The sequence below is a fragment of the Streptomyces pratensis genome (genome assembly GCF_037137275.1).
GTDB classification, from domain to species: domain Bacteria; phylum Actinomycetota; class Actinomycetes; order Streptomycetales; family Streptomycetaceae; genus Streptomyces; species Streptomyces pratensis_B.
In genome coordinates, this window is the sequence record NZ_JBBBEN010000103.1 from 1 (window position 1) to 19586 (window position 19586).

Here is a 19586-nt window from a genome sequence, read left to right on the forward strand (position 1 = left end):
CAGGGGGGACCCTGTGGGAGAGTAGGACGCCGCCGAACAATTTTTCCGGGAAAGCCCCGTGCCATTGGCACGGGGCTTTTCTGCGTTCCGGACCGGATACGAGGAAGCAGGAATGGTGGGGAGGGCAGACACCACCGTGTCGCCGCCCCGTCGTCCCACCACGCATGGGCGACGGCATGCCCTCCACGACCGTCCGCCCCGACGAACGTCAGAGACGGCCTGCTGCTTTGAGAGCCAGGTAGGCATCGGCGAGCGCGGGAGCAAGATGGTCCGGAGCGGCATCCACGACTGTGACGCCGTGGCGCCGGAGCCTGTCGGCGGTCCGACGTCGTTCGGCCTGGGCTCGCCCTGCGGCAGCCGCCCCGTACACCGCCTCCGCTGATCCCCGGCCGCTGGCCATCTCCTCGATCCGCGGGTCGGACACAGCGGCCAGAAGCACCGTGTGGCGCCGGGTGAGCTGATGCAGCACCGGAAGAAGGCCTTCCTCGATGGGTGCTGCCTCCAGAGTCGTGAGGAGCACGACCAATGCGCCGCGGGGAGCGTCGGTGAGCACCGCATTGCCGAGGCCGCGGGCATCCGTTTCCAGGAGCTCCGGCTCCAGTGTGGCGAGGGAGTCGATGACGGTTGCCAGGACGTCGGCGGTGGCCGTGCGGCCTTGCACGCGGGCGCGTACCCGGCGGTCGTAGGCGAGGAGGTTCACGCGGTCGCCGGCTCGCGCGGCGAGAGCTGTGAGCAGAAGCGTGGCGTCCATCGCGGCGTCGAGCCGGGGCACATCCCCCACGCGGCCCGCGGACGTGCGTCCCGTGTCGAGGACCACCAGGATGTGGCGGTCGCGTTCGGGGCGCCACGTCCTGACCGCGACGCCGGACTGGCGCGCGGTGGCCCGCCAGTCGATGGAACGGGTGTCGTCCCCGGGCGCATAGGCCCGCAGGCTGTCGAACTCCGTTCCCTCGCCGCGCGTCAGCACGCTGGTGCGGCCGTCCAACTCACGCAGACGGGCCAGCCTGGACGGCAGGTGCTTGCGACTGGTGAACGGAGGCAGGACCCGTACGGTCCACGGGGCCTGGTGCTGGCCTTGGCGGGCGGCCAGGCCGAGCGGCCCGTAGGAGCGGACCGTGATGCGTTCCGCCTGCCGGTCGCCTCGACGGGTGGGGCGCAGCACCGTGCGCAGGCGGCGTTGCTCGCCTGCGGGAATCGTCAGTGTGTGTCGGGAGGCGAGCCGTCCGCTGCCGGTGGGCCAACTGCTGGGCGGCCAGGCGTCCCGCAGGTGGGCTCGGAGGCGTCGCCGCGAGGTGTTCGTCACGGTGAGTTGCACGTCCGCTGTGTCACCGAGTCGAACGGTTGTGTCCCCGGTTCGGGTGAACCGGAGCGTTCGCACTGGCGCTGCCAGGGCGTAGTCGCACAGAATCGCTAGTGAGAGCGGGGCATTCACCGCCAGCATCCCGAGCCAGCTCGGAGCGAGGACGCCTACGGGGAGTGATCCCAGAGCGGCCAGCAGTGCGGTACGTCCGGTGAGGGCCATGGTCACCGCCTCATCGGGGTACGGGGACGTGGGCGAGCACCGAGGTGATGACGGAGTCGGGGGTGACTCCCTCCATTTCTGCCTCGGGCCGCAGGTGGATGCGATGACGGAGTGTGGGGAGCGCGAGCGCCTTCACATCGTCCGGGATGACATAGTCCCGGCCGGTGAGCCAGGCCCAGGCGCGCGCAGTCGACAGCAGAGCGGTGGCGCCTCGGGGAGAGACGCCGAGGGCGAGTGAGGGGGAATCGCGCGTGGCACGGCAGATATCCACGACGTAGCCGGCGATCTCGGGGGACACCGTGGTCTTCGCCACGGCCTCGCGTGCTGCTTCCAGGTCGGCGGGTCCTGCGACAGGCCGTATCCCCGCAGCGTCGAGGTCGCGCGGGTTGAAGCCGTCGGCGTGGCGGGTGAGGACATCGATCTCGTCCTGCCGCGAGGGGAGAGGGACTGTCAGCTTGAGCAGGAACCGGTCCAGCTGGGCTTCGGGCAGAGGATAGGTGCCCTCGTACTCGAGGGGGTTCTGGGTCGCGGCGACGAGGAAGGGGTCCGGCAGGGGCCGGGGGGTCCCGTCAACGGTGACCTGGCGTTCTTCCATGGCCTCCAGGAGGGAGGACTGGGTCTTGGGAGGAGTGCGGTTGATCTCGTCCGCGAGCAGCAGGTGGGTGAAGACGGGGCCGGGCTGAAAGGAGAACTCCGCCGTTCGCGCGTCATAGACCAGCGAGCCAGTGACGTCGCTCGGCATCAGGTCGGGGGTGAACTGGACACGTTTGGTGTCGAGTTCGAGTGACGCGGCGAGCGCCCGCACCAGCAGCGTTTTGGCTACTCCGGGCACGCCCTCGAGCAGGACGTGACCCCGGCAGAGGAGCGCTACGACCAGTCCGGTGACGGCGGCGTCCTGTCCGACGACGGCCTTGGCTATCTCGGAGCGCAGTGCTTCCAGAGACGCGCGGGCCCGGTCGGACGGCTCCGGTTCCGCAGGAGCCGCAGGGCCGGCGGAGACCGCCGTGGGCTCGGCCGGCTCAGGGGTCAGGGCGCTCATGACGTGCGGACCTCTCTTTCGAGGGCGTCGAGTTGATCAGCGAGGAGGACAAGGGCCGCGTCGGTGGCGGGCACCGGTCCGAAGAGCAGGGCGTTGAGGTCCTGGTCCGGGACGTCGGTCCGCGTGGACACGGCCGGGAGGAGAAGGCCAGGGGTGTGCGCATCACTGGCCGGCACGCCGGTGAGGGGGGCGATGCGGTCGCGGGCTGAGGCCCGGAGGGCGTCGGCGGCCCGGTCGCGGGCGTGTGCCTTGCGGTAGAGGAGGGCGCGGCCTTCGGCGGATTCGGATGCGCGGATGGCTACGGGCAGCCGTTCTGTCACCAGGGGGCCGAGGCGACGGGACCGCCAGACCGCGGCGAGGGCCGCGGCGAAGGCCAGCTGAAGGGCTCCCCACAGCCAGCCCGAGGGGATCAGGTCGAGGAAGCTGCTCTCGTCGTCCTGCCCGTCCTCCTGGCGCGCCTGTTCTCCGTCGCCGTCGGCGGGGACGTCATCGACCGTGGCCGAGGGGTCGGCCAGAGAGGGGAGATACCAGACGAGATGGGGGCGGGAGCCGAGGAGTTGCAGTGCGAGCGAGGCGTTGCCCTGCTGGTCGAGGCGCTCGTTGTGGAGGAAGTCGGAGGAGCCGAGGACGACGAGGTCGCCGTCCTGCTCTGCGGGGAGAACGACCAGGCTGGGGAGGCCATCGTGGGGGTAGCAGGTGGTGGCGGTGCGGGGCGCCGTGTAGCGGACGCCGCCCAGATCCGCTGGGCCGGCGCTGCGGGCGGCCGGCAGTGCGCAGGACGGCGGGAGGGTGCTCACCGGGCCGTGCGGCTCGGCGCGTACACCGGGAGCCAGCCGGGACACGGCCCGGAGCCCCGGAGCGATCAGCAGGGTACGCCCGGCGGAGGAGGAGGTCGCCGCGTCCAGGCGGCGCTGCTGCGGGGGCGTGAGGAGATTGGGTCCGGCGACCAGGAGTGTGGTGTCGGGGCCGGTCGCGGCGGTGGCCTCGGCAAGGGTGGTGACGACGCTGACGGACACACCGCGTGCCCTGAGAAGTTCGGCTACGGCACGGCTGCCCTGGGGCCCGGTGGAGCGGGGGTCGAGCCGCCCGTGGTTCTCACCGGAGCGAACGGCGGCGAACGTGACGCCGGCGAGGACGAGGATGAGGACGACGACCAGGACGGCTCGGGCGCGGGCCCAGGTCTGGTGTGCGGTGGGCGTCGTAGAGGTGGGGGGAGGGGCGGTCGCCGCGGTCATCCGGCGGCTCCTCGGACGACGCCGGGCAGCGAGGGCTTCACGTCATCGAGTTCGAGGTCGAGGGCGCGCAGGGAGAGATACGCCGACTGGTCCGCGCTGCGGCCGCCGTATGCGACATCGTCGAAGTTCCGGGCTGCGGCCCGTAGCCGGCCGGCGTGGTCGGGCAGGGCGCGGCCGGCTTCGGCTGCCGCCTCGTCAGCGGTGCGGCCGGGACGGGCATCGAGTACGGCACGCTCCTCCAGGGACCTGACGATGGCGCGCATGCGTTCCTGGACGGCTTCGGTCCAGCGCAGCGCCGCGGCGTGCGCCTCGGCCGCGGCGCGGTGCTGGGCCGCGCTGCGGGGTCCGTCGGCGTCGAAGAGCGTGTCCGGTGTCCGGGAGTGGCGTTGCGGGGTGCCGAGCCGCCACCAGAGGGCCGCGATCAGCCCGCCGACGATGACGACCAGGACGACGAGTCCGGCCGGGCCGCCGGGGGCGGCGCTCGCGGCGGCGTCGAACACGCCTGAGACCCAGTCCCAGAATGCGTTCAGGGCGCGCTGGACGACGTTCGGGTCGTTCTCGTGGTACATCGGCTTGGAGAGCTCGCTCTCCGCCGCCTCCCGGGCGGGGACACGTGATGTGTCCCCGGGCATGTCACCCGCTCCGGTGAGGTGCCGTGCTGTCGTGGTGCCCCCCGCCCCCGACACGGCATCAGCTCCTGGAGGCGTCGGCGCTGTAGCCGGGCAGGCCGGCGGCTCGTGCGAGATCCAGGTCCAGCGCCTCGCGACGGATGCGCCGGTCCACGTAGAGCAGAGCCGTCACGCCGGCGACGAAGGGGTAGAGAAGTGTCGAGACGACCGCTTCGCCGATGCCCGAGACGATCAGGAAGGGCCAGCCGAAGGACGGGGGGCTGCTGCTGAAGAACTCGGCGGCGTCGGTCCCGTCGGCGAGGACGGCGATGACGCCGAACGGCAGGGAGATGAGCAGCCCCAGCAGGACGGCCAACAGGTAGGTCAGAGCCAGGACTCCGAAGGTACGCCACCAGGCGCCGCGGACCAGCTTGGCCGACCTGCGCAGCGCGGCGACGATGCTCTGGCGTTCCAGCATCAGGGCGGGGGCGGCGAGGGCGAAGCTGACCTGCATCCAGACGAGCACGACGCCGGCCGCGGCGAAGCCGAGGAGGGCCAGTGCCGCGCCGGCCCCGGAGCCCAGCAGCAGCCCGGGGCCGACGCCCACAGCCATGACCACGGCCATGACCACCGACAGGAGCAGGGTCAGTCCGACCAGCGGGAGTATCCGCGGGCGGGCTTCGGCCCAGGTGTCGGAGAGTGTGGCGGGGCGGCCCAGCACCGAGCGGCTGATCAGCACGGTGACCACGGAGGCGGTGAGGAGCGTGGCGATCATCGTGAGCAAGGAGGTGGGCGCGAGGGTGAACAGCGTCGACCGGGCGGAATCGGCGGCCTGGCGCAGGGCTTCGGCGCCGGTCGCGTTCGGGTCCACCGTGGACGGCTTCGGCAGGACGTAGCGCTGCAGGAGAACGACAGCGATCTGGGTGATCACGGAGACCACGAGGCTGAAGCCGAGGGCGGTGCGCCAGTGCGCGCGCAGCGCGGACACGGAGCCGTCCAGGATCTCCCCGAGACTCAGGGGGCGCAGGGGAATGACACCGGGCTTCGCCGCGGGCGGCGGCCCTGCCCAGCCCTGACGCTGCGGGCCGCCCCACCCGGGCCCGTTCGACGGTGTTCCGGGACCGCTGCCGGAGCCGCCCGGTGGGGACCACTGCCCGGGAGGCGGCTGCTCGGGGGACCACTGCCCCGTCGGGCCGCTTCCGTCCTGGGGACCGGAGGGGCGGGGGATCGCCGTCTCCTTGCCGTCGGAGGGGGCAGATCCGGGCGACGCCCAGCCCGGAGAGTCGTTCATTCTCGCTCCTTCACCGTCCTGACCGCTCATCGGGGCGGCAGGTTGGCAGCCATCGTGCCACGCCTCGTCCCGGGGCGGACCAGCCGCTCCAGCCGCTCCGTCTCCTCCGCGCCTTCATATGTGGGCGGCTCACCGGGCAGACTGGGCGGATGGCTGATCAGGACGCGCAATCACCGGCGGGTGTCGAGCCTCCCGCGCTCCCCGTGCTTCGTTGGGACGAAACCCCGGGGGGCCCTGTACTGGTGCTCCTCGACCAGACGCGGCTGCCGGCCCAGGAGACAGAACTGGTGTGCACCGATGTCCCCGCTCTGGTGGGGGCGATCCGCACGCTGGCGGTGCGAGGCGCTCCGCTGCTCGGGATCGCCGGGGGGTACGGGGTGGCGCTCGCCGCGGCGCGGGGCGAGGACGTGGCGGAGGCCGCCGGTCTGCTGGAGCGGGCGCGGCCCACCGCGGTGAACCTCGGTTACGGGGCGAGGCGGGTGGCGGCGGCCCACACGGCAGCTGTCGGCAGGGGGGTGGGCGGGGCGGCGGCCGCCGCGGAGGCGCTGGCCGAGGCCCGGGCGCTGCACCGGGAGGACGCGCAGGCCAGCAGGCGTATGGCGGAGCACGGGGAGGCGCTGCTGGAGGAACTGCTGCCCAGCGGTGGGCACCAGCTGCTGACCCACTGCAACACCGGGGCGTTGGTCTCCGGGGGCGAGGGAACGGCGTTCGCGGTGGCGTTGCGGGTGCACCGGCAGGGCCGGCTGCGGCGGCTGTGGGTGGACGAGACGCGGCCGTTGCTGCAGGGGGCGCGGCTGACCGCCTTCGAGGCGGCGCGCAACGGACTGGCGTACAGCCTGCTCACCGACAACGCGGCGGGGTCCCTGTTCGCGGCGGGGGAGGTGGATGCCGTACTCATCGGTGCGGACCGCATCGCCGCGGACGGCTCGGTGGCCAACAAGGTGGGGAGCTACCCCTTGGCCGTGCTCGCGAAGTACCACCACGTGCCCTTCATCGTGGTGGCGCCGACGACGACCGTCGACCTGGGCACCCCGGACGGCACGTCGATCATCGTGGAGCAGCGCCCCGGGAATGAAGTGACGGAAGTCACATCGCCGCATGGAGTGGCGGCGGGCGGAGGAGGCGCGACTGTCGTCGCACCCCTCGGAGCCCCGGCGTACAACCCGGCCTTCGATGTCACGCCGGCGGAGTTGATCACGGCGATCGTCACGGAGGAAGGCGTCGTTTCGCCGGTCACGGGGGTCGGACTGGCGGAGCTGTGTGCCAGGTCATCGCAGGTAACGATTAGCTAATGGGATGATGTCGATTATGAAGGGACGCGTCCTTGTCGTCGACGACGACACCGCACTGGCCGAGATGCTCGGGATTGTGCTGCGTGGAGAAGGTTTCGAGCCGTCGTTCGTAGCGGACGGCGACAAGGCACTGGCTGCATTTCGTGAGGCCAAGCCGGACCTGGTGCTGCTCGACCTCATGCTGCCCGGAAGGGACGGCATCGAGGTGTGCAGGCTGATCAGGGCCGAGTCCGGTGTGCCGATCGTCATGCTCACTGCCAAGAGCGACACCGTCGACGTGGTGGTCGGCCTGGAGTCAGGCGCCGACGACTACATCGTCAAGCCGTTCAAACCTAAGGAGTTGGTCGCCCGGATCAGGGCACGCCTGCGGCGGTCCGAAGAGCCCGCCCCGGAGCAGCTGACCATCGGTGACCTGGTCATCGACGTGGCCGGTCACTCCGTCAAGCGGGAGGGGCAGTCCATTGCCCTGACCCCGCTGGAGTTCGACCTGCTGGTCGCGCTCGCCCGTAAGCCCTGGCAGGTCTTCACCCGTGAGGTCCTGCTGGAACAGGTGTGGGGTTACCGCCACGCGGCTGACACCCGCCTGGTGAACGTGCATGTCCAGCGCCTGCGCTCCAAGGTCGAGAAGGACCCGGAGCGGCCGGAGATCGTGGTGACGGTCCGAGGCGTCGGTTACAAGGCCGGGCCGAGCTGAGATGCCCCAAGGCAGCTCTGCTCCGATGCCCGGGGAGCCGGGAGTCCGTACGGAGCGGGCTGCCGGCCCGGGACGGAAGGCGCCTCGTATGAGCCGTTTCCTGCAGGGCGGCCGGTTGTTCGAGGACCGGGCGCCCGGCGGACCCGTGCCGCGGTTGCTGATGCGGTGGGTGCGCCGTCCGCTGTTGCCCGCCGTCCGGCTGTGGCGGCGTAACCTCCAGCTCCGCGTGGTCGCGGGCACGCTGCTGATGTCGATGGCCGTCGTGCTGCTGCTCGGGTTCGTCGTGATCGGCCAGGTGCGTTACGGCCTGCTCGACGCGAAGAGCAGGGCCGCCCAGACCCAGGCCGCCGGTGGTTTCGCCGCGGCCCAGGAGAAGGCGAACGCCCCCCTCGTCCCGGGCGGACCGGCCAGTGACGGCGCCGACGGCATGACCGGCAGCGCCTCCTGGCGCACCGAGCTCGTCGGCCAGCTCGCCAGCGGGGGCAAGAACGCGTTCAACGTGGTGGCGCTCAGCGCGGACTCGGTGGCCGAGGGAGCGAGCAGCCGTGCGCCCCGCGGCTCGGGCAGCGTCGAGGCGTCCAGCGTGCCCGACCGGCTGCGCCGGGACGTCGGCCAGCGCCAGGGGGCTTTTCAGACGTATTCCTTGATCGAGTACTCGAACGGCCAGGAACCGCAGCCGGGGCTCGTCGTCGGCAAGCGGCTCTACGACATCGATCAGCAGCCCTATGAGCTCTACTACCTCTTCCCGCTCACCCAGGAGGAGAAGTCCCTGTCGCTGGTCAAGACGACCCTGGCGACCGCCGGGCTGTTCGTCGTCGCACTGCTCGGAGCCATCTCCTGGTTGGTGGTGCGGCAGGTCGTCACGCCGGTGCGGATGGCCGCCGGCATCGCCGAGCGGCTTTCCGCCGGCAAACTCCAGGAACGGATGAAGGTCACCGGCGAGGACGACATCGCCCGGCTCGGCGAGGCGTTCAACAAGATGGCTCAGAACCTCCAGCTGAAGATCCAGCAGCTGGAGGAGCTCTCCCGGATGCAGCGGCGTTTCGTCTCCGACGTGTCGCACGAGCTGCGGACCCCGCTCACCACCGTACGGATGGCCGCCGACGTCATCCACGAGGCCCGCGTCGACTTCGACCCCGTCACCGCACGCTCCGCCGAACTGCTGGGGGACCAGCTCGACCGGTTCGAGTCGCTGCTCTCCGACCTGCTGGAGATCAGCCGCTTCGACGCCGGCGCGGCGGCTCTGGAGGCCGAGCCGATAGACCTGCGGGCGGTGGTGCACCGGGTCATCGGCGGCGCCGAACCGCTCGCGGAGCGCAAGGGCACCCGCATCCTGGTCGTCGGCGACGACCAGCCGGTGATAGCCGAGGCCGACGCCCGCCGTGTCGAGCGCGTCCTGCGCAACCTCGTGGTCAACGCCGTCGAGCACGGGGAGGGCCGGGACGTCGTCGTGCGGATGGGCGTGGCCCAGGGCGCGGTCGCCGTGGCCGTCCGGGACTACGGGGTCGGGCTCAAGCCCGGCGAGGCGACCCGCGTCTTCAACCGTTTCTGGCGCGCCGATCCGGCGCGTGCCCGCACCACCGGCGGCACCGGCCTGGGCCTCTCGATCGCGGTCGAGGACGCCCGGCTGCACGGCGGCTGGCTCCAGGCCTGGGGCGAGCCGGGCGGCGGCTCCCAGTTCCGGCTGACCCTGCCGCGTACGGCGGACGAACCGTTGCGCGGTTCGCCGATACCGCTGGAGCCGGAGGACTCGCGGCGCAACCGGGAGAGCCGGGAGCGCGACGAGGCGGTGTCGGCGGGCGCGGAGGACCACCGCCTGGCGTCCGTGCCCCACCAGTCCGGAGCCGGCGGGCGCTCGCCGCTGCCCGGGCCCGCCCCCCGCAGTCCGGCGGCGCCCGCCTCCGTGCACCCCGCGGCCCTCCCCGGCAACGGAGCACGTGTCGTGACGCGCCCCGCACCGGAGCGCTCAGGGGGGCGCGACGGCGACGACGTACGGAATGTCGACCAGGAGGACTCCGCCCGTGGGTACTGACCGCTTCCGAAGCGGCCGTCGCCGCGTTGTGCGGACGTCCGCGCTGCTCGGCTGCGCCGTCGCCGTGCTGGCCGGGTGCGGGTCGATGCCGGTGACCGGGGGCGTCAAGCCGGTCGACGCCGCGCAGCCGGGCGACTCGCAGGTGCAGGTGTACGCCGTGGCGCCCCGGGAGGGCGCGCCGCCCAGCGAGATCGTCGACGGCTTCCTGGAGTCGATGACCAGTGACGACCCCGCGTTCGCGACCACGCGGAAGTACCTGAGCGAAACGGCCCGGGAGACCTGGCGGCCGAGCGGCGGCACCACGGTGCTCGCCCAGGCCCCCCACCGCAGCGGGCCGCTGCTCCAGGACGAGGCCAACCGGGGCGCCCGGAACACCGAGACGACCTACACGCTGACCGGTGACAAGGTGGCGGTGGTCGACGAACAGAGCTCCTACCGGCCGCTCGCGCCCACCGCGTACTCCCAGGCCCTGCACCTGGTGCTGGAGAAGACGGCGGACGGCAAGCAGGAGTGGCGCATCGACGTCGTGCCGGACGGACTGGTCCTCGGCCAGTCCGACTTCCGGCGGCTCTACCGGTCCGTGAACAAGTACTACTTCGCCGCGGGGCGGACGAACGGGCAGTCGACCCTGGTCGCCGACCCCGTCTACGTACGCAACCGGACGGACCCCGTCACGCGCATGGACACCGTCACGCAGACCGTCCGGACGCTGCTCGCCGGGCCGACGGACTGGCTGCGCCCTGTGGTCGACACACGGTTCCCGGCGGGGACCGCGCTGCGCGAGGACGTCGTCGCACTGCCGCAGGACGACCAGAACGTCCTGAGGGTGCCGCTCAACGGAAAGGCGGACAAGGCGAGCGGGAGCGCCTGCCGGCTGATGGCCGCCCAGGTCCTCTATACGCTCCAGGACCTCACGTCCGCGCGGGTCGAGCGGGTGGAGCTGATGGGCCAGAAGCGCAGACTCTGCGCGCTGGACGCCGACGACGCGGAGGAGTTCTCCGCCGGCGGCGGCTCCGAGGGCCCCGACAGCCAGTACTTCATCAACGACAAGGGGCAGGTGGAGCGCATCCCCAGCATCACCGAGGGCAGCGTGACGCCGGAGCCGGTGGCCGGCCCCCTCGGCGCGGGCGTGGTGCCGATGGGCTCCGTCGGGGTCTCCCGGGACGAGGAGCGGGCCGCCGCGGTCTCCGCCGGCGGGCGGAGCCTCTACGTCTCCTCCCTGGAGTCGGAGGGTGAGCTGGCCGAGCCACTGGTCACCAGTACGGCGGGGAAGGCCGCCGACCGGCTGTCGCCGCCGAGCTGGGACGGTCGCGGAGACCTGTGGGTCGCCGACCGCGATCCGGCCGGTCCGCGGCTGCTGCGGCTGGCCGGGGGAGCGGGCGAGCCGCTCGAGGTGCGGGTCCCGGACCTGAACGGCAGCCGGATCGAGCATCTGCGCATGTCGGCGGATGGTGTGCGGATCGCGTTGCTCCTGCTCAAGGACGGCCGCACGACGTTGCAGATCGGCCGGATCGAGCGCGGCGGGACCCCGGAGGCGCCCGAGATATCCGTTGAGGACCTGCGTCAGGCCGCGCCGCGGCTCGCGGACGTGACGGCCATCTCGTGGTCGGGCCGCAGCCGTCTGGTGGTGGTCGGCAAGGAGGAGGGCGGTGTCCAGCAGGTGCGGTATGTGGAAGCGGACGGCTCCACGTCGTCCTCGGGGGCGCTGCCCGGAGTCAACCAGGTGGAGTCGGTCGCCGCGGCGGACGACGAACTGCTTCCGCTGATGGCGGAGACCGCCGGTGACGGCATAGTGAAGCTCTCGCCGGGGGACAACTGGCAGACGGTCCTCAAGGAAGGCACCTCGCTGGTCTACCCGGGCTGATCCGCGAGGGCCTAGCCGGACTCCGCGTCCGCGACGGGGCCTGCCCAGCTGTTCGCCGGGGCCCACGCGCCGTGGCCCCCTGCCACCGGCAGCCCTCCCCGCGGCAGCGCCCTGCGGCCGGAGCCACCGGCCCCGGCCGGCCGCACGGCTTCCTTTGGCCGTACGGGGTTTTCCACAGGGGTCGCCCGGGGCTGCGAAGCGGGGCACAGTGGGCTCGTGCGGGGCGTGTGGCGGGAGCTTTCCGGTCTGGTCCTGCCGGTGGCCTGCGCGGGCTGCGGCAGGCCGCGCACCGAGCTGTGCTTGGTGTGCGAGGCGGCTCTGTGCGGCGTCCCGGCTCGTCCTGTGCGACCGTCGCCCCGGCCCGCGACACTTCCGCCGGTGTGCGCGGCGGCACCGTACGAGAACGCCGTGCGCGCGGTTCTGCTGGCCCACAAGGAGCGCGGCGCACTCGGGCTGGCGGAGGTGCTCGGACGGGCCCTGGCGGCGTCCGTGCGCGCCGTGGCGGGTCGGCCGGGCGACGCCGGCCCGCTGCTGCTGGTGCCCGTGCCGTCGGCGCGGGCCTCGACCGCGGCGCGCGGTCACGACCCGGTGCGCAGGATCGCGCGGGCCGCCGCGCGGGAGCTGCGGCGCACCGGTCTTCCGGCCCGTGCCCTTCCCGTCCTGCGGCAGCGGCGAGCGGTCGCCGATCAGTCGGGTCTCGGGGCACGGCAGCGGCGGGTGAATCTGGCCGGAGCCCTGGAGGTGACCGGGGGCGGAGAGCGGCTGCTCCGCCACGGGGGTGTGGTCCTGGTGGACGATCTGTTGACGACAGGCTCGACGCTGGCGGAGGCCGCGCGGGCCGTCGGAGCCGGTCTTGGCGACGGCGGGCGGCCCGACGCGCACGGAGTGTGCCGTGCGGCGGTCGTCGCGGCTTCTCCGTCCGCCTTCGAAATGAACCGGAACTGACCGGGAATGTGCGTCGTTGCAGGTAATGAGAGGCCATTCCCCCCTGAACGGAGGTACGTGCCAGTAGCGGGTGCCGAGACCCCGGTGTGCAGGCTATGTTCGGTTGTGAGGAACGGTGAATGCCTGACCTCGACGAATGCACCACCAGGTTTCGGGCAGGTGACTCACCGGTAGCAGAGGCGCGCGAGTCGGTGGGGTTGCGACCCTTTCGACGGGGGAGGAGGAGGCGAAAGCCACCGAGTCCAAGGCCCTGGTGATCTCCGGGGCTTGGTGCAAAAAGGAGATGCTCCGCCGCTGAGCGGAGCGATCCGGGAACGGAGTTCTGCGTGGACATCGTCGTCAAGGGCCGCAAGACCGAGGTGCCCGAGCGGTTCCGGAAGCACGTGGCCGAGAAGCTGAAGCTGGACAAGATCCAGAAGTTCGACGGCAAGGTGATCAGCCTCGACGTCGAGGTGTCCAAGGAGCCGAATCCCCGTCAGGCCGACCGTTCCGACCGGGTGGAGATCACGCTCCGCTCCCGGGGGCCGGTCATCAGGGCGGAAGCGGCGGCGGGCGACCCTTACGCAGCGCTCGACCTGGCCACCGGGAAACTGGAGGCCCGGCTGCGCAAGCAGCACGACAAGCGCTACAGCCGCCGTGGCAACGGCCGTCTGTCGGCGGCCGAGGTGGGGGACGTGGTCCCCGGCGTCGCCTCGTTCGACGAGGACGGGGAGCTGGTCGGCGAGCAGCCGTCGGCAGCCGTGCCCACCACCAAGGTCGGTTCGCTCGAAGTGCAGGGCGAAGGGCCGCTCGTGATGCGCGAGAAGACCCACACGGCGGCACCGATGGCGCTCGACCAGGCGCTCTACGAGATGGAGCTGGTCGGGCACGACTTCTACCTGTTCGTCGACTCCGAGACGAAGGAGCCCAGCGTCGTCTACCGGCGACACGCCTACGACTACGGCGTCATCCACCTGAGGACCGACCCGCTCGCCGCGGACGAGGCGGGCGGCGCGGGCGGTGCGCTCGGCGGCTGACGACCCACCGTGCGGGGCGCCCCTGGGAGCGGTTTCGCGCCACCGGGGGCGCCCTCGCGCGAGTGCGGGGCCACCGAGGTGGCGTCCGGGCATGGAATCATGGCGGTTCGAGCCGATCGGCCTTCTGTGAAGCTCTGTTGGCGAATGACCGAGACTTCAGGCCGTGGCCTTCAGGGGGAGTGACGATGGCGGACACCTTCGGGCCCGTGCGGGAAGCGAACGACTCCGACGCCGCCCGTGCGTATGCCGGTGCGGACGCGGACGACGTCGCACGCAAGGAGCCCATTCGGGTCCTCGTGGTCGATGACCACGCGCTGTTCCGCAGAGGTCTGGAGATCGTCCTCGCGCAGGAGGAGGACATCCTGGTCGTCGGGGAGGCCGGAGACGGCTCCGAAGCCGTCGACAAGGCCGCCGACCTGCTGCCCGACATCGTTCTGATGGATGTCCGGATGCCCAAGCGCGGCGGCATCGAGGCCTGCACCTCCATCAAGGAGGTCGCTCCCAGCGCGAAGATCATCATGTTGACGATCAGCGACGAGGAAGCCGACCTCTATGACGCGATCAAGGCGGGCGCGACCGGGTATCTCCTCAAGGAGATCTCCACCGACGAGGTGGCCACGGCCATTCGCGCGGTTGCCGACGGGCAGTCCCAGATCAGCCCGTCCATGGCGTCCAAGCTGCTCACCGAGTTCAAGTCGATGATCCAGCGCACCGACGAGCGGCGGCTCGTCCCGGCGCCGCGACTCACAGAACGCGAGCTGGAAGTGCTGAAACTCGTGGCGACCGGCATGAACAACCGGGATATCGCCAAGGAGTTGTTCATCTCCGAGAACACGGTGAAGAACCACGTCCGCAATATCCTGGAGAAACTGCAGCTGCACTCCCGGATGGAAGCCGTGGTCTACGCCATGCGCGAGAAGATCCTGGAGATCCGGTGACCCCGGAGCGCTGACAGCCGCCCAGGGCGGCCCGGATCAGGAGTGGGCGCGACGCGGCACCCGGTCGATCGCAGCGATGAGCGGCCCGCGCAGCTCCGGGGCGTCGACCCGCTCCAGCCGGACGTCCGTGCAGCCCACCCAGCCCGCCGCCTCGACCAAGGCCTCGGCCATCGGGGCCACCGCTTTGGGGCCCGCAAGGGACGTCTGCCGCGCGACCAGGGTGGCGCCCTCCCGGGCCGGGTCGACCCGGCCCTGCAGCTTTCCCCCGGCCAGCAGCGGCATCGCGAAATAGCCGTGGACCCGCTTCTGCTTGGGGACGTAGGCCTCCAGCCGGTGCGTGAAGTCGAAGATCCGCTCGGTGCGGGCCCGCTCCCAGATCAGGGAGTCGAACGGGGACAGCAGCGTCGTACGGTGGCGTCCGCGCGGCTCCCCGGCCAGCGCCTCCGGGTCTGCCCAGGCCGGTTTGGCCCAGCCCTCCACCGTCACCGGCACCAGGCCGGAGTCGGCCACCACGGCGTCGAACTCCTCTGCCCTGAGCCGGTGGTAGTCCGCGATGTCGGTGCGGGTGCCGACGCCCAGCGAGCGGCCGGCCAGGGCGACCAGCCGCCGTCGGCACTCGGCGTCGCTCAGATCGTCGTGCAGCAGGGCGTCCGGTATGGCCCGCTCCGCGAGGTCGTAGACCCGCTTCCAGCCGCGCCGCTCGGTGCACACCACCTCGCCGTACATCAGGGCGCGCTCGACGGCGACCTTCGACGCCGACCAGTCCCACCACTCGCCGCCGTTGTTCGCGCCGCCCAGCTCGGTCGCGGTCAGCGGGCCCTCCTCGCGCAACTGCCTGATCACCGTGTCGTACACCCCGTCGGGCAGCTGCTGGTCCCCGTGCGAGCGGGAGCGGTAGGCGCGGCGACGGAACGCGAAGTGCGGCCACTCCTCGACGGGCAGGACGCACGCGGCGTGCGACCAGTACTCGAAGGCCCGGCCGCCCGACCAGTACGCGTCCTCCACCGCGCGGCGGCCCACCGCGCCGAGCCGGGCGTAGGGGATCAGCTCGTGGGAGCGGGCCAGCACCGAGATCGTGTCCAGCTGGACGGCCCCGAGGTGGCGCAGCACCCCCGGCACCCCCGCCCGGCGGTCCGGAGCACCCAGGAGGCCCTGGGCGCGCAGCGCGATGCGGCGGGCCTGATCGGCGGAGAGTTCGACTGCGGGCGGAGGCACAGGCGTCATACGGGAAACCCTAGAGGGCGCCACTGACAGCCCGGCTCGCCCCCGTGGGCGGTCCGTCGCGGGCCCGGCCGGGCGCCGCCGCGTCCGCGCTTCCGGCTTGTCACGCCGTAGAGGGGCGGCGCAGCAGATCGCAGCCGCCCCCCGAAGGATGGTGGAGGCAGGCGTGGCCGTCCTCTCCGCCGGCGGCCGCGTCCGGGACGTACGGGTGGGCGCCCGGCAGGCCGAGGTCGTCGGGGAGCAGGGCCGCCGTCCAGGCGTCGCGGCGCACCCCCTTGTTGAGCAGCCCGGAGCGCTGGTCGCCCTCCATCCGGAAGCCCGCCCGCAGGGCGACCGCGCGCGAGGCCGTGTTGCCGGCCTCTGCGCGCCACTCCAGGCGGTCCGCCCCGAGCGAGGTGAACGCCCAGCGGGCGGAGCCGAGGACCGCTTCGACGACGTAACCGCGGCCGCGGTGGTCCGGCGCGCCCCAGTAGCCGACCTCGAACGTCCCGGGGCCGCGGCGGTGGACGCCGAGCGCTCCGGCGAGGGCCCCGGTGTCCCGCCGCATGAGGGCGAAGCTGTAGGCGGAGTCGTCCTGCCAGCCCGCGGGGGAGACCCGGGTGGTGAAGAGCTCCGCGTCGGCGAGGCGGTAGGGGGAGGGGAGTGCCGTCCAGCGCTGGATGTCCGCGTCCTGGCAGGCGGTGTGCACCTGCTCCGTGTCCTGCGGGCCGAACGGCCGCAGGAGCAGTCGGTCCGTGGTGAGAGTGATCGGCTCCATGGGCCGATTCTCGTGAGGCCGCTCCCGGGGGGCGAGCACTTTTGGGGCTTCCCGGCACCTTCCGCGCCTTTGGGCCGTTGTTCTGTGAGGGTGCGGTGAGGTCCACGCGACGGCAGCCCTCCCGACGCGGTGGTGTCCTCGCTTACGATGGCCGTTGCGGTGGGGCCCACCTGCCGTGCCCGCGCCAGAGTCCATACACGACCCAGTGCCAGGCCCGACCGGCAAGGAGACCAGCCTCAGTGTCCGTCTTCAACAAGCTCATGCGTGCAGGCGAAGGCAAGATCCTGCGCAAACTGCACCGCATCGCGGACCAGGTCAGCTCCATCGAAGAGGACTTCGTCAACCTCTCCGACGCCGAGCTGCGGGCGCTCACCGACGAGTACAAGGAACGGTACGCGGACGGCGAGAGCCTGGACGACCTGCTCCCCGAGGCGTTCGCCACAGTCCGTGAGGCCGCCAAGCGCGTCCTCGGACAGCGCCACTACGACGTGCAGATGATGGGCGGAGCCGCCCTGCACCTCGGTTATGTGGCCGAGATGAAGACCGGCGAGGGCAAGACCCTCGTCGGCACCCTGCCGGCGTACCTCAACGCGCTCTCCGGCAAGGGCGTGCACCTCATCACGGTCAACGACTACCTCGCCGAGCGCGACTCCGAGATGATGGGCCGGGTCCACAAGTTCCTCGGCCTGTCCGTCGGCTGCATCGTCGCCAACATGACCCCGGCGCAGCGCCGTGAGCAGTACGCCTGCGACATCACGTACGGCACGAACAACGAGTTCGGGTTCGACTACCTCCGCGACAACATGGCGTGGTCCCAGGAGGAGCTCGTCCAGCGCGGCCACAACTTCGCCGTGGTCGACGAGGTCGACTCGATCCTGGTCGACGAGGCCCGTACGCCGCTGATCATCTCCGGCCCGGCCGACCAGGCCACCAAGTGGTACGGCGACTTCGCCAAGCTGGTCACGCGCCTCACCAAGGGGGAGGCGGGCAACCAGCTCAAGGGCATCGAGGAGACCGGCGACTACGAGGTCGACGAGAAGAAGCGGACCGTGGCCATCCACGAGCCCGGTGTCGCCAAGGTCGAGGACTGGCTCGGCATCGACAATCTCTACGAGTCGGTCAACACCCCCCTCGTCGGGTATCTGAACAACGCCATCAAGGCCAAGGAACTGTTCAAGAAGGACAAGGACTACGTCGTCATCGACGGCGAAGTCATGATCGTCGACGAGCACACCGGCCGTATCCTCGCCGGCCGCCGCTACAACGAGGGCATGCACCAGGCGATCGAGGCGAAGGAAGGGGTGGACATCAAGGACGAGAACCAGACCCTCGCCACGATCACCCTGCAGAACTTCTTCCGCCTCTACGACAAGCTCTCCGGGATGACCGGTACGGCGATGACCGAGGCCGCCGAGTTCCACCAGATCTACAAGCTCGGCGTGGTGCCGATCCCGACGAACCGGCCGATGGTCCGAGCCGACCAGTCGGACCTGATCTACCGCACCGAGGTCGCCAAGTTCGCCGCGGTCGTCGACGACATCGCCGAGAAGCACGAGAAGGGCCAGCCGATCCTGGTCGGCACCACCTCGGTCGAGAAGTCCGAGTACCTCTCGCAGCAGCTCTCCAAGCGCGGTGTCCAGCACGAGGTCCTCAACGCCAAGCAGCACGACCGGGAGGCGACGATCGTCGCCCAGGCGGGCCGCAAGGGCGCCGTCACCGTCGCGACGAACATGGCCGGCCGAGGCACCGACATCAAGCTCGGCGGCAACCCGGACGACCTCGCCGAGGCGGAGCTGCGCCAGCGCGGTCTCGACCCGGTGGAGAACGTCGAGGAGTGGGCGGCCGCGCTGCCCGCCGCGCTGGAGGCGGCAGAGCAGGCGGTGAAGGCGGAGTTCGAAGAGGTCAAGGAGCTCGGCGGGCTGTACGTCCTCGGCACGGAGCGGCACGAGTCGCGCCGCATCGACAACCAGCTGCGCGGCCGTTCCGGCCGTCAGGGCGACCCGGGCGAGTCCCGTTTCTACCTGTCGCTGGGCGATGACCTGATGCGTCTGTTCAAGGCGCAGATGGTCGAGCGCGTCATGGCGATGGCGAACGTCCCGGACGATGTCCCGATCGAGAACAAGATGGTCACTCGCGCCATCGCCTCCGCCCAGTCGCAGGTCGAGCAGCAGAACTTCGAGACGCGTAAGAACGTCCTGAAGTACGACGAGGTGCTCAACCGGCAGCGCGAGGTCATCTACGGTGAGCGCCGCCGCGTCCTGGAGGGCGAGGACCTCCAGGACCAGATCCGGCACTTCATGGATGACACGATCGACGACTACATCCGGCAGGAGACCGCGGAGGGCTTCGCCGAGGAGTGGGACCTGGACCGGCTGTGGGGCGCCTTCAAGCAGCTCTACCCGGTGAAGGTCACCGTCGAGGAGCTGGAGGAGGCGGCCGGGGACCTGGCGGGCGTCACCGCCGAGTTCATCGCCGAGTCGGTCAAGAACGACATCCACGAGCAGTACGAGGAGCGGGAGAAGACCCTCGGCTCCGACATCATGCGTGAGCTGGAGCGTCGCGTGGTGCTCTCCGTGCTGGACCGCAAGTGGCGTGAGCACCTCTACGAGATGGACTACCTCCAGGAGGGCATCGGCCTGCGGGCCATGGCGCAGAAGGACCCGCTGGTCGAGTACCAGCGTGAGGGCTTCGACATGTTCAACGCCATGATGGAGGGCATCAAGGAGGAGTCCGTCGGCTACCTGTTCAACCTGGAGGTCCAGGTCGAGCAGCAGGTCGAGGAGGTCCCCGTGCAGGACGCTGGCGAGCGCACCTCGCTGGAGAAGGAAGGCGCCGCGGCCACCCCGCGTCCGGAGATCCGCGCCAAGGGCCTGGAGGCCCCGCAGCGCCCGAACCGCCTCCACTTCTCCGCTCCCACGGTGGACGGGGAGGGCGGTGTCGTCGAGGGCGACTTCGCCAACGGAGAGGGCTCCGGGGCCGGCTCGTCGGACGGCATGACGCGCGCCGAGCGCCGCAAGGCGCAGAAGAGCACCGGCGGCCGTCGCCGCAAGAAGTAACGCGGCGGGCGGGCGCGGCGGCGGGGAGGCCTTTCCCGCAGGTCGCGCGGGTCCGCCCGAGCACGGCCGGGGCCGG

At 71.4% G+C, this 19586-nt stretch carries 15 protein-coding genes; 8 read left to right on the plus strand and 7 right to left on the minus strand.

What is annotated here, in order from left to right; genetic code table 11:
* Positions 1–208: 208 nt before the first annotated feature.
* Genes V9U70_RS29225 through V9U70_RS29245 form a run of 5 tightly spaced genes read right to left on the minus strand, consistent with a single transcriptional unit; the run spans position 209 to position 5695 of the window.
* Positions 209–1522, minus strand: coding sequence for a DUF58 domain-containing protein (locus V9U70_RS29225; RefSeq protein WP_336680157.1), 1314 nt, complete (start codon positions 1520–1522; stop codon positions 209–211).
* Positions 1523–1532: 10 nt separating this feature from the next.
* Positions 1533–2561 carry an AAA family ATPase gene (locus tag V9U70_RS29230; protein WP_336680159.1) on the minus strand — a complete coding sequence of 343 codons (1029 nt, stop codon included), beginning with the start codon at positions 2559–2561 and terminating at the stop codon, positions 1533–1535.
* On the minus strand, positions 2558–3796 hold the full coding sequence (locus V9U70_RS29235) for a DUF4350 domain-containing protein (protein ID WP_336680160.1): 1239 nt from the start codon (positions 3794–3796) through the stop codon (positions 2558–2560). Before V9U70_RS29235 ends, V9U70_RS29230 begins: the two co-directional genes overlap by 4 nt.
* Positions 3793–4482, minus strand: a complete 690-nt coding sequence (locus tag V9U70_RS29240; RefSeq protein ID WP_336680162.1) for a DUF4129 domain-containing protein — start codon at positions 4480–4482, stop codon at positions 3793–3795. Before V9U70_RS29240 ends, V9U70_RS29235 begins: the two co-directional genes overlap by 4 nt.
* A gap of 4 nt (positions 4483–4486) precedes the next feature.
* On the minus strand, positions 4487–5695 hold the full coding sequence (locus tag V9U70_RS29245) for a DUF7847 domain-containing protein (protein WP_336680163.1): 1209 nt from the start codon (positions 5693–5695) through the stop codon (positions 4487–4489).
* A gap of 149 nt (positions 5696–5844) precedes the next feature.
* On the opposite strand from V9U70_RS29245, the gene mtnA reads away from it, so the two are divergent.
* The 7 genes from mtnA (at position 5845) to V9U70_RS29280 (ending at position 14476) form a co-directional block, all read left to right on the plus strand.
* Positions 5845–6987: an S-methyl-5-thioribose-1-phosphate isomerase gene (gene mtnA, locus V9U70_RS29250; RefSeq protein ID WP_336680165.1), complete on the plus strand. Its 1143-nt coding sequence runs from the start codon at positions 5845–5847 to the stop codon at positions 6985–6987.
* A gap of 4 nt (positions 6988–6991) precedes the next feature.
* Entirely contained in the window at positions 6992–7681 is a 690-nt protein-coding gene (gene mtrA / locus V9U70_RS29255) for a two-component system response regulator MtrA (RefSeq protein WP_007448372.1), read from the plus strand.
* Between the two features lies 1 nt (position 7682).
* Positions 7683–9713 (plus strand): MtrAB system histidine kinase MtrB, encoded by a 2031-nt coding sequence (mtrB, locus tag V9U70_RS29260; protein WP_336680167.1) that lies wholly within the window; start codon positions 7683–7685, stop codon positions 9711–9713.
* Positions 9714–9741: 28 nt separating this feature from the next.
* Positions 9742–11577 (plus strand): LpqB family beta-propeller domain-containing protein, encoded by a 1836-nt coding sequence (locus V9U70_RS29265; RefSeq protein WP_336680407.1) that lies wholly within the window; start codon positions 9742–9744, stop codon positions 11575–11577.
* 216 nt (positions 11578–11793) lie between these two features.
* Complete coding sequence (locus tag V9U70_RS29270; RefSeq protein WP_336680168.1) at positions 11794–12522, plus strand: ComF family protein; 729 nt, start codon at positions 11794–11796, stop codon at positions 12520–12522.
* Between the two features lie 326 nt (positions 12523–12848).
* Positions 12849–13538: a ribosome hibernation-promoting factor, HPF/YfiA family gene (gene hpf / locus V9U70_RS29275; protein ID WP_336680169.1), complete on the plus strand. Its 690-nt coding sequence runs from the start codon at positions 12849–12851 to the stop codon at positions 13536–13538.
* A 185-nt stretch (positions 13539–13723) separates the two neighbouring features.
* Positions 13724–14476: a response regulator transcription factor gene (locus V9U70_RS29280; RefSeq protein WP_336680170.1), complete on the plus strand. Its 753-nt coding sequence runs from the start codon at positions 13724–13726 to the stop codon at positions 14474–14476.
* Between the two features lie 36 nt (positions 14477–14512).
* Here V9U70_RS29280 and V9U70_RS29285 read toward each other — a convergent pair whose 3' ends face one another.
* The gene (locus V9U70_RS29285; protein WP_336680172.1) at positions 14513–15700 is read right to left on the minus strand and encodes a winged helix-turn-helix domain-containing protein; all 1188 of its coding nucleotides are present in this window, start codon (positions 15698–15700) and stop codon (positions 14513–14515) included.
* 100 nt (positions 15701–15800) lie between these two features.
* Positions 15801–16454, minus strand: coding sequence for a GNAT family N-acetyltransferase (locus V9U70_RS29290; protein WP_336680174.1), 654 nt, complete (start codon positions 16452–16454; stop codon positions 15801–15803).
* Between the two features lie 239 nt (positions 16455–16693).
* Here V9U70_RS29290 and secA point away from each other — a divergent pair, with 239 nt between their 5' ends.
* Positions 16694–19510 carry a preprotein translocase subunit SecA gene (secA, locus tag V9U70_RS29295; RefSeq protein WP_336680176.1) on the plus strand — a complete coding sequence of 939 codons (2817 nt, stop codon included), beginning with the start codon at positions 16694–16696 and terminating at the stop codon, positions 19508–19510.
* The last annotated feature ends 76 nt before the right edge of the window (positions 19511–19586 follow it).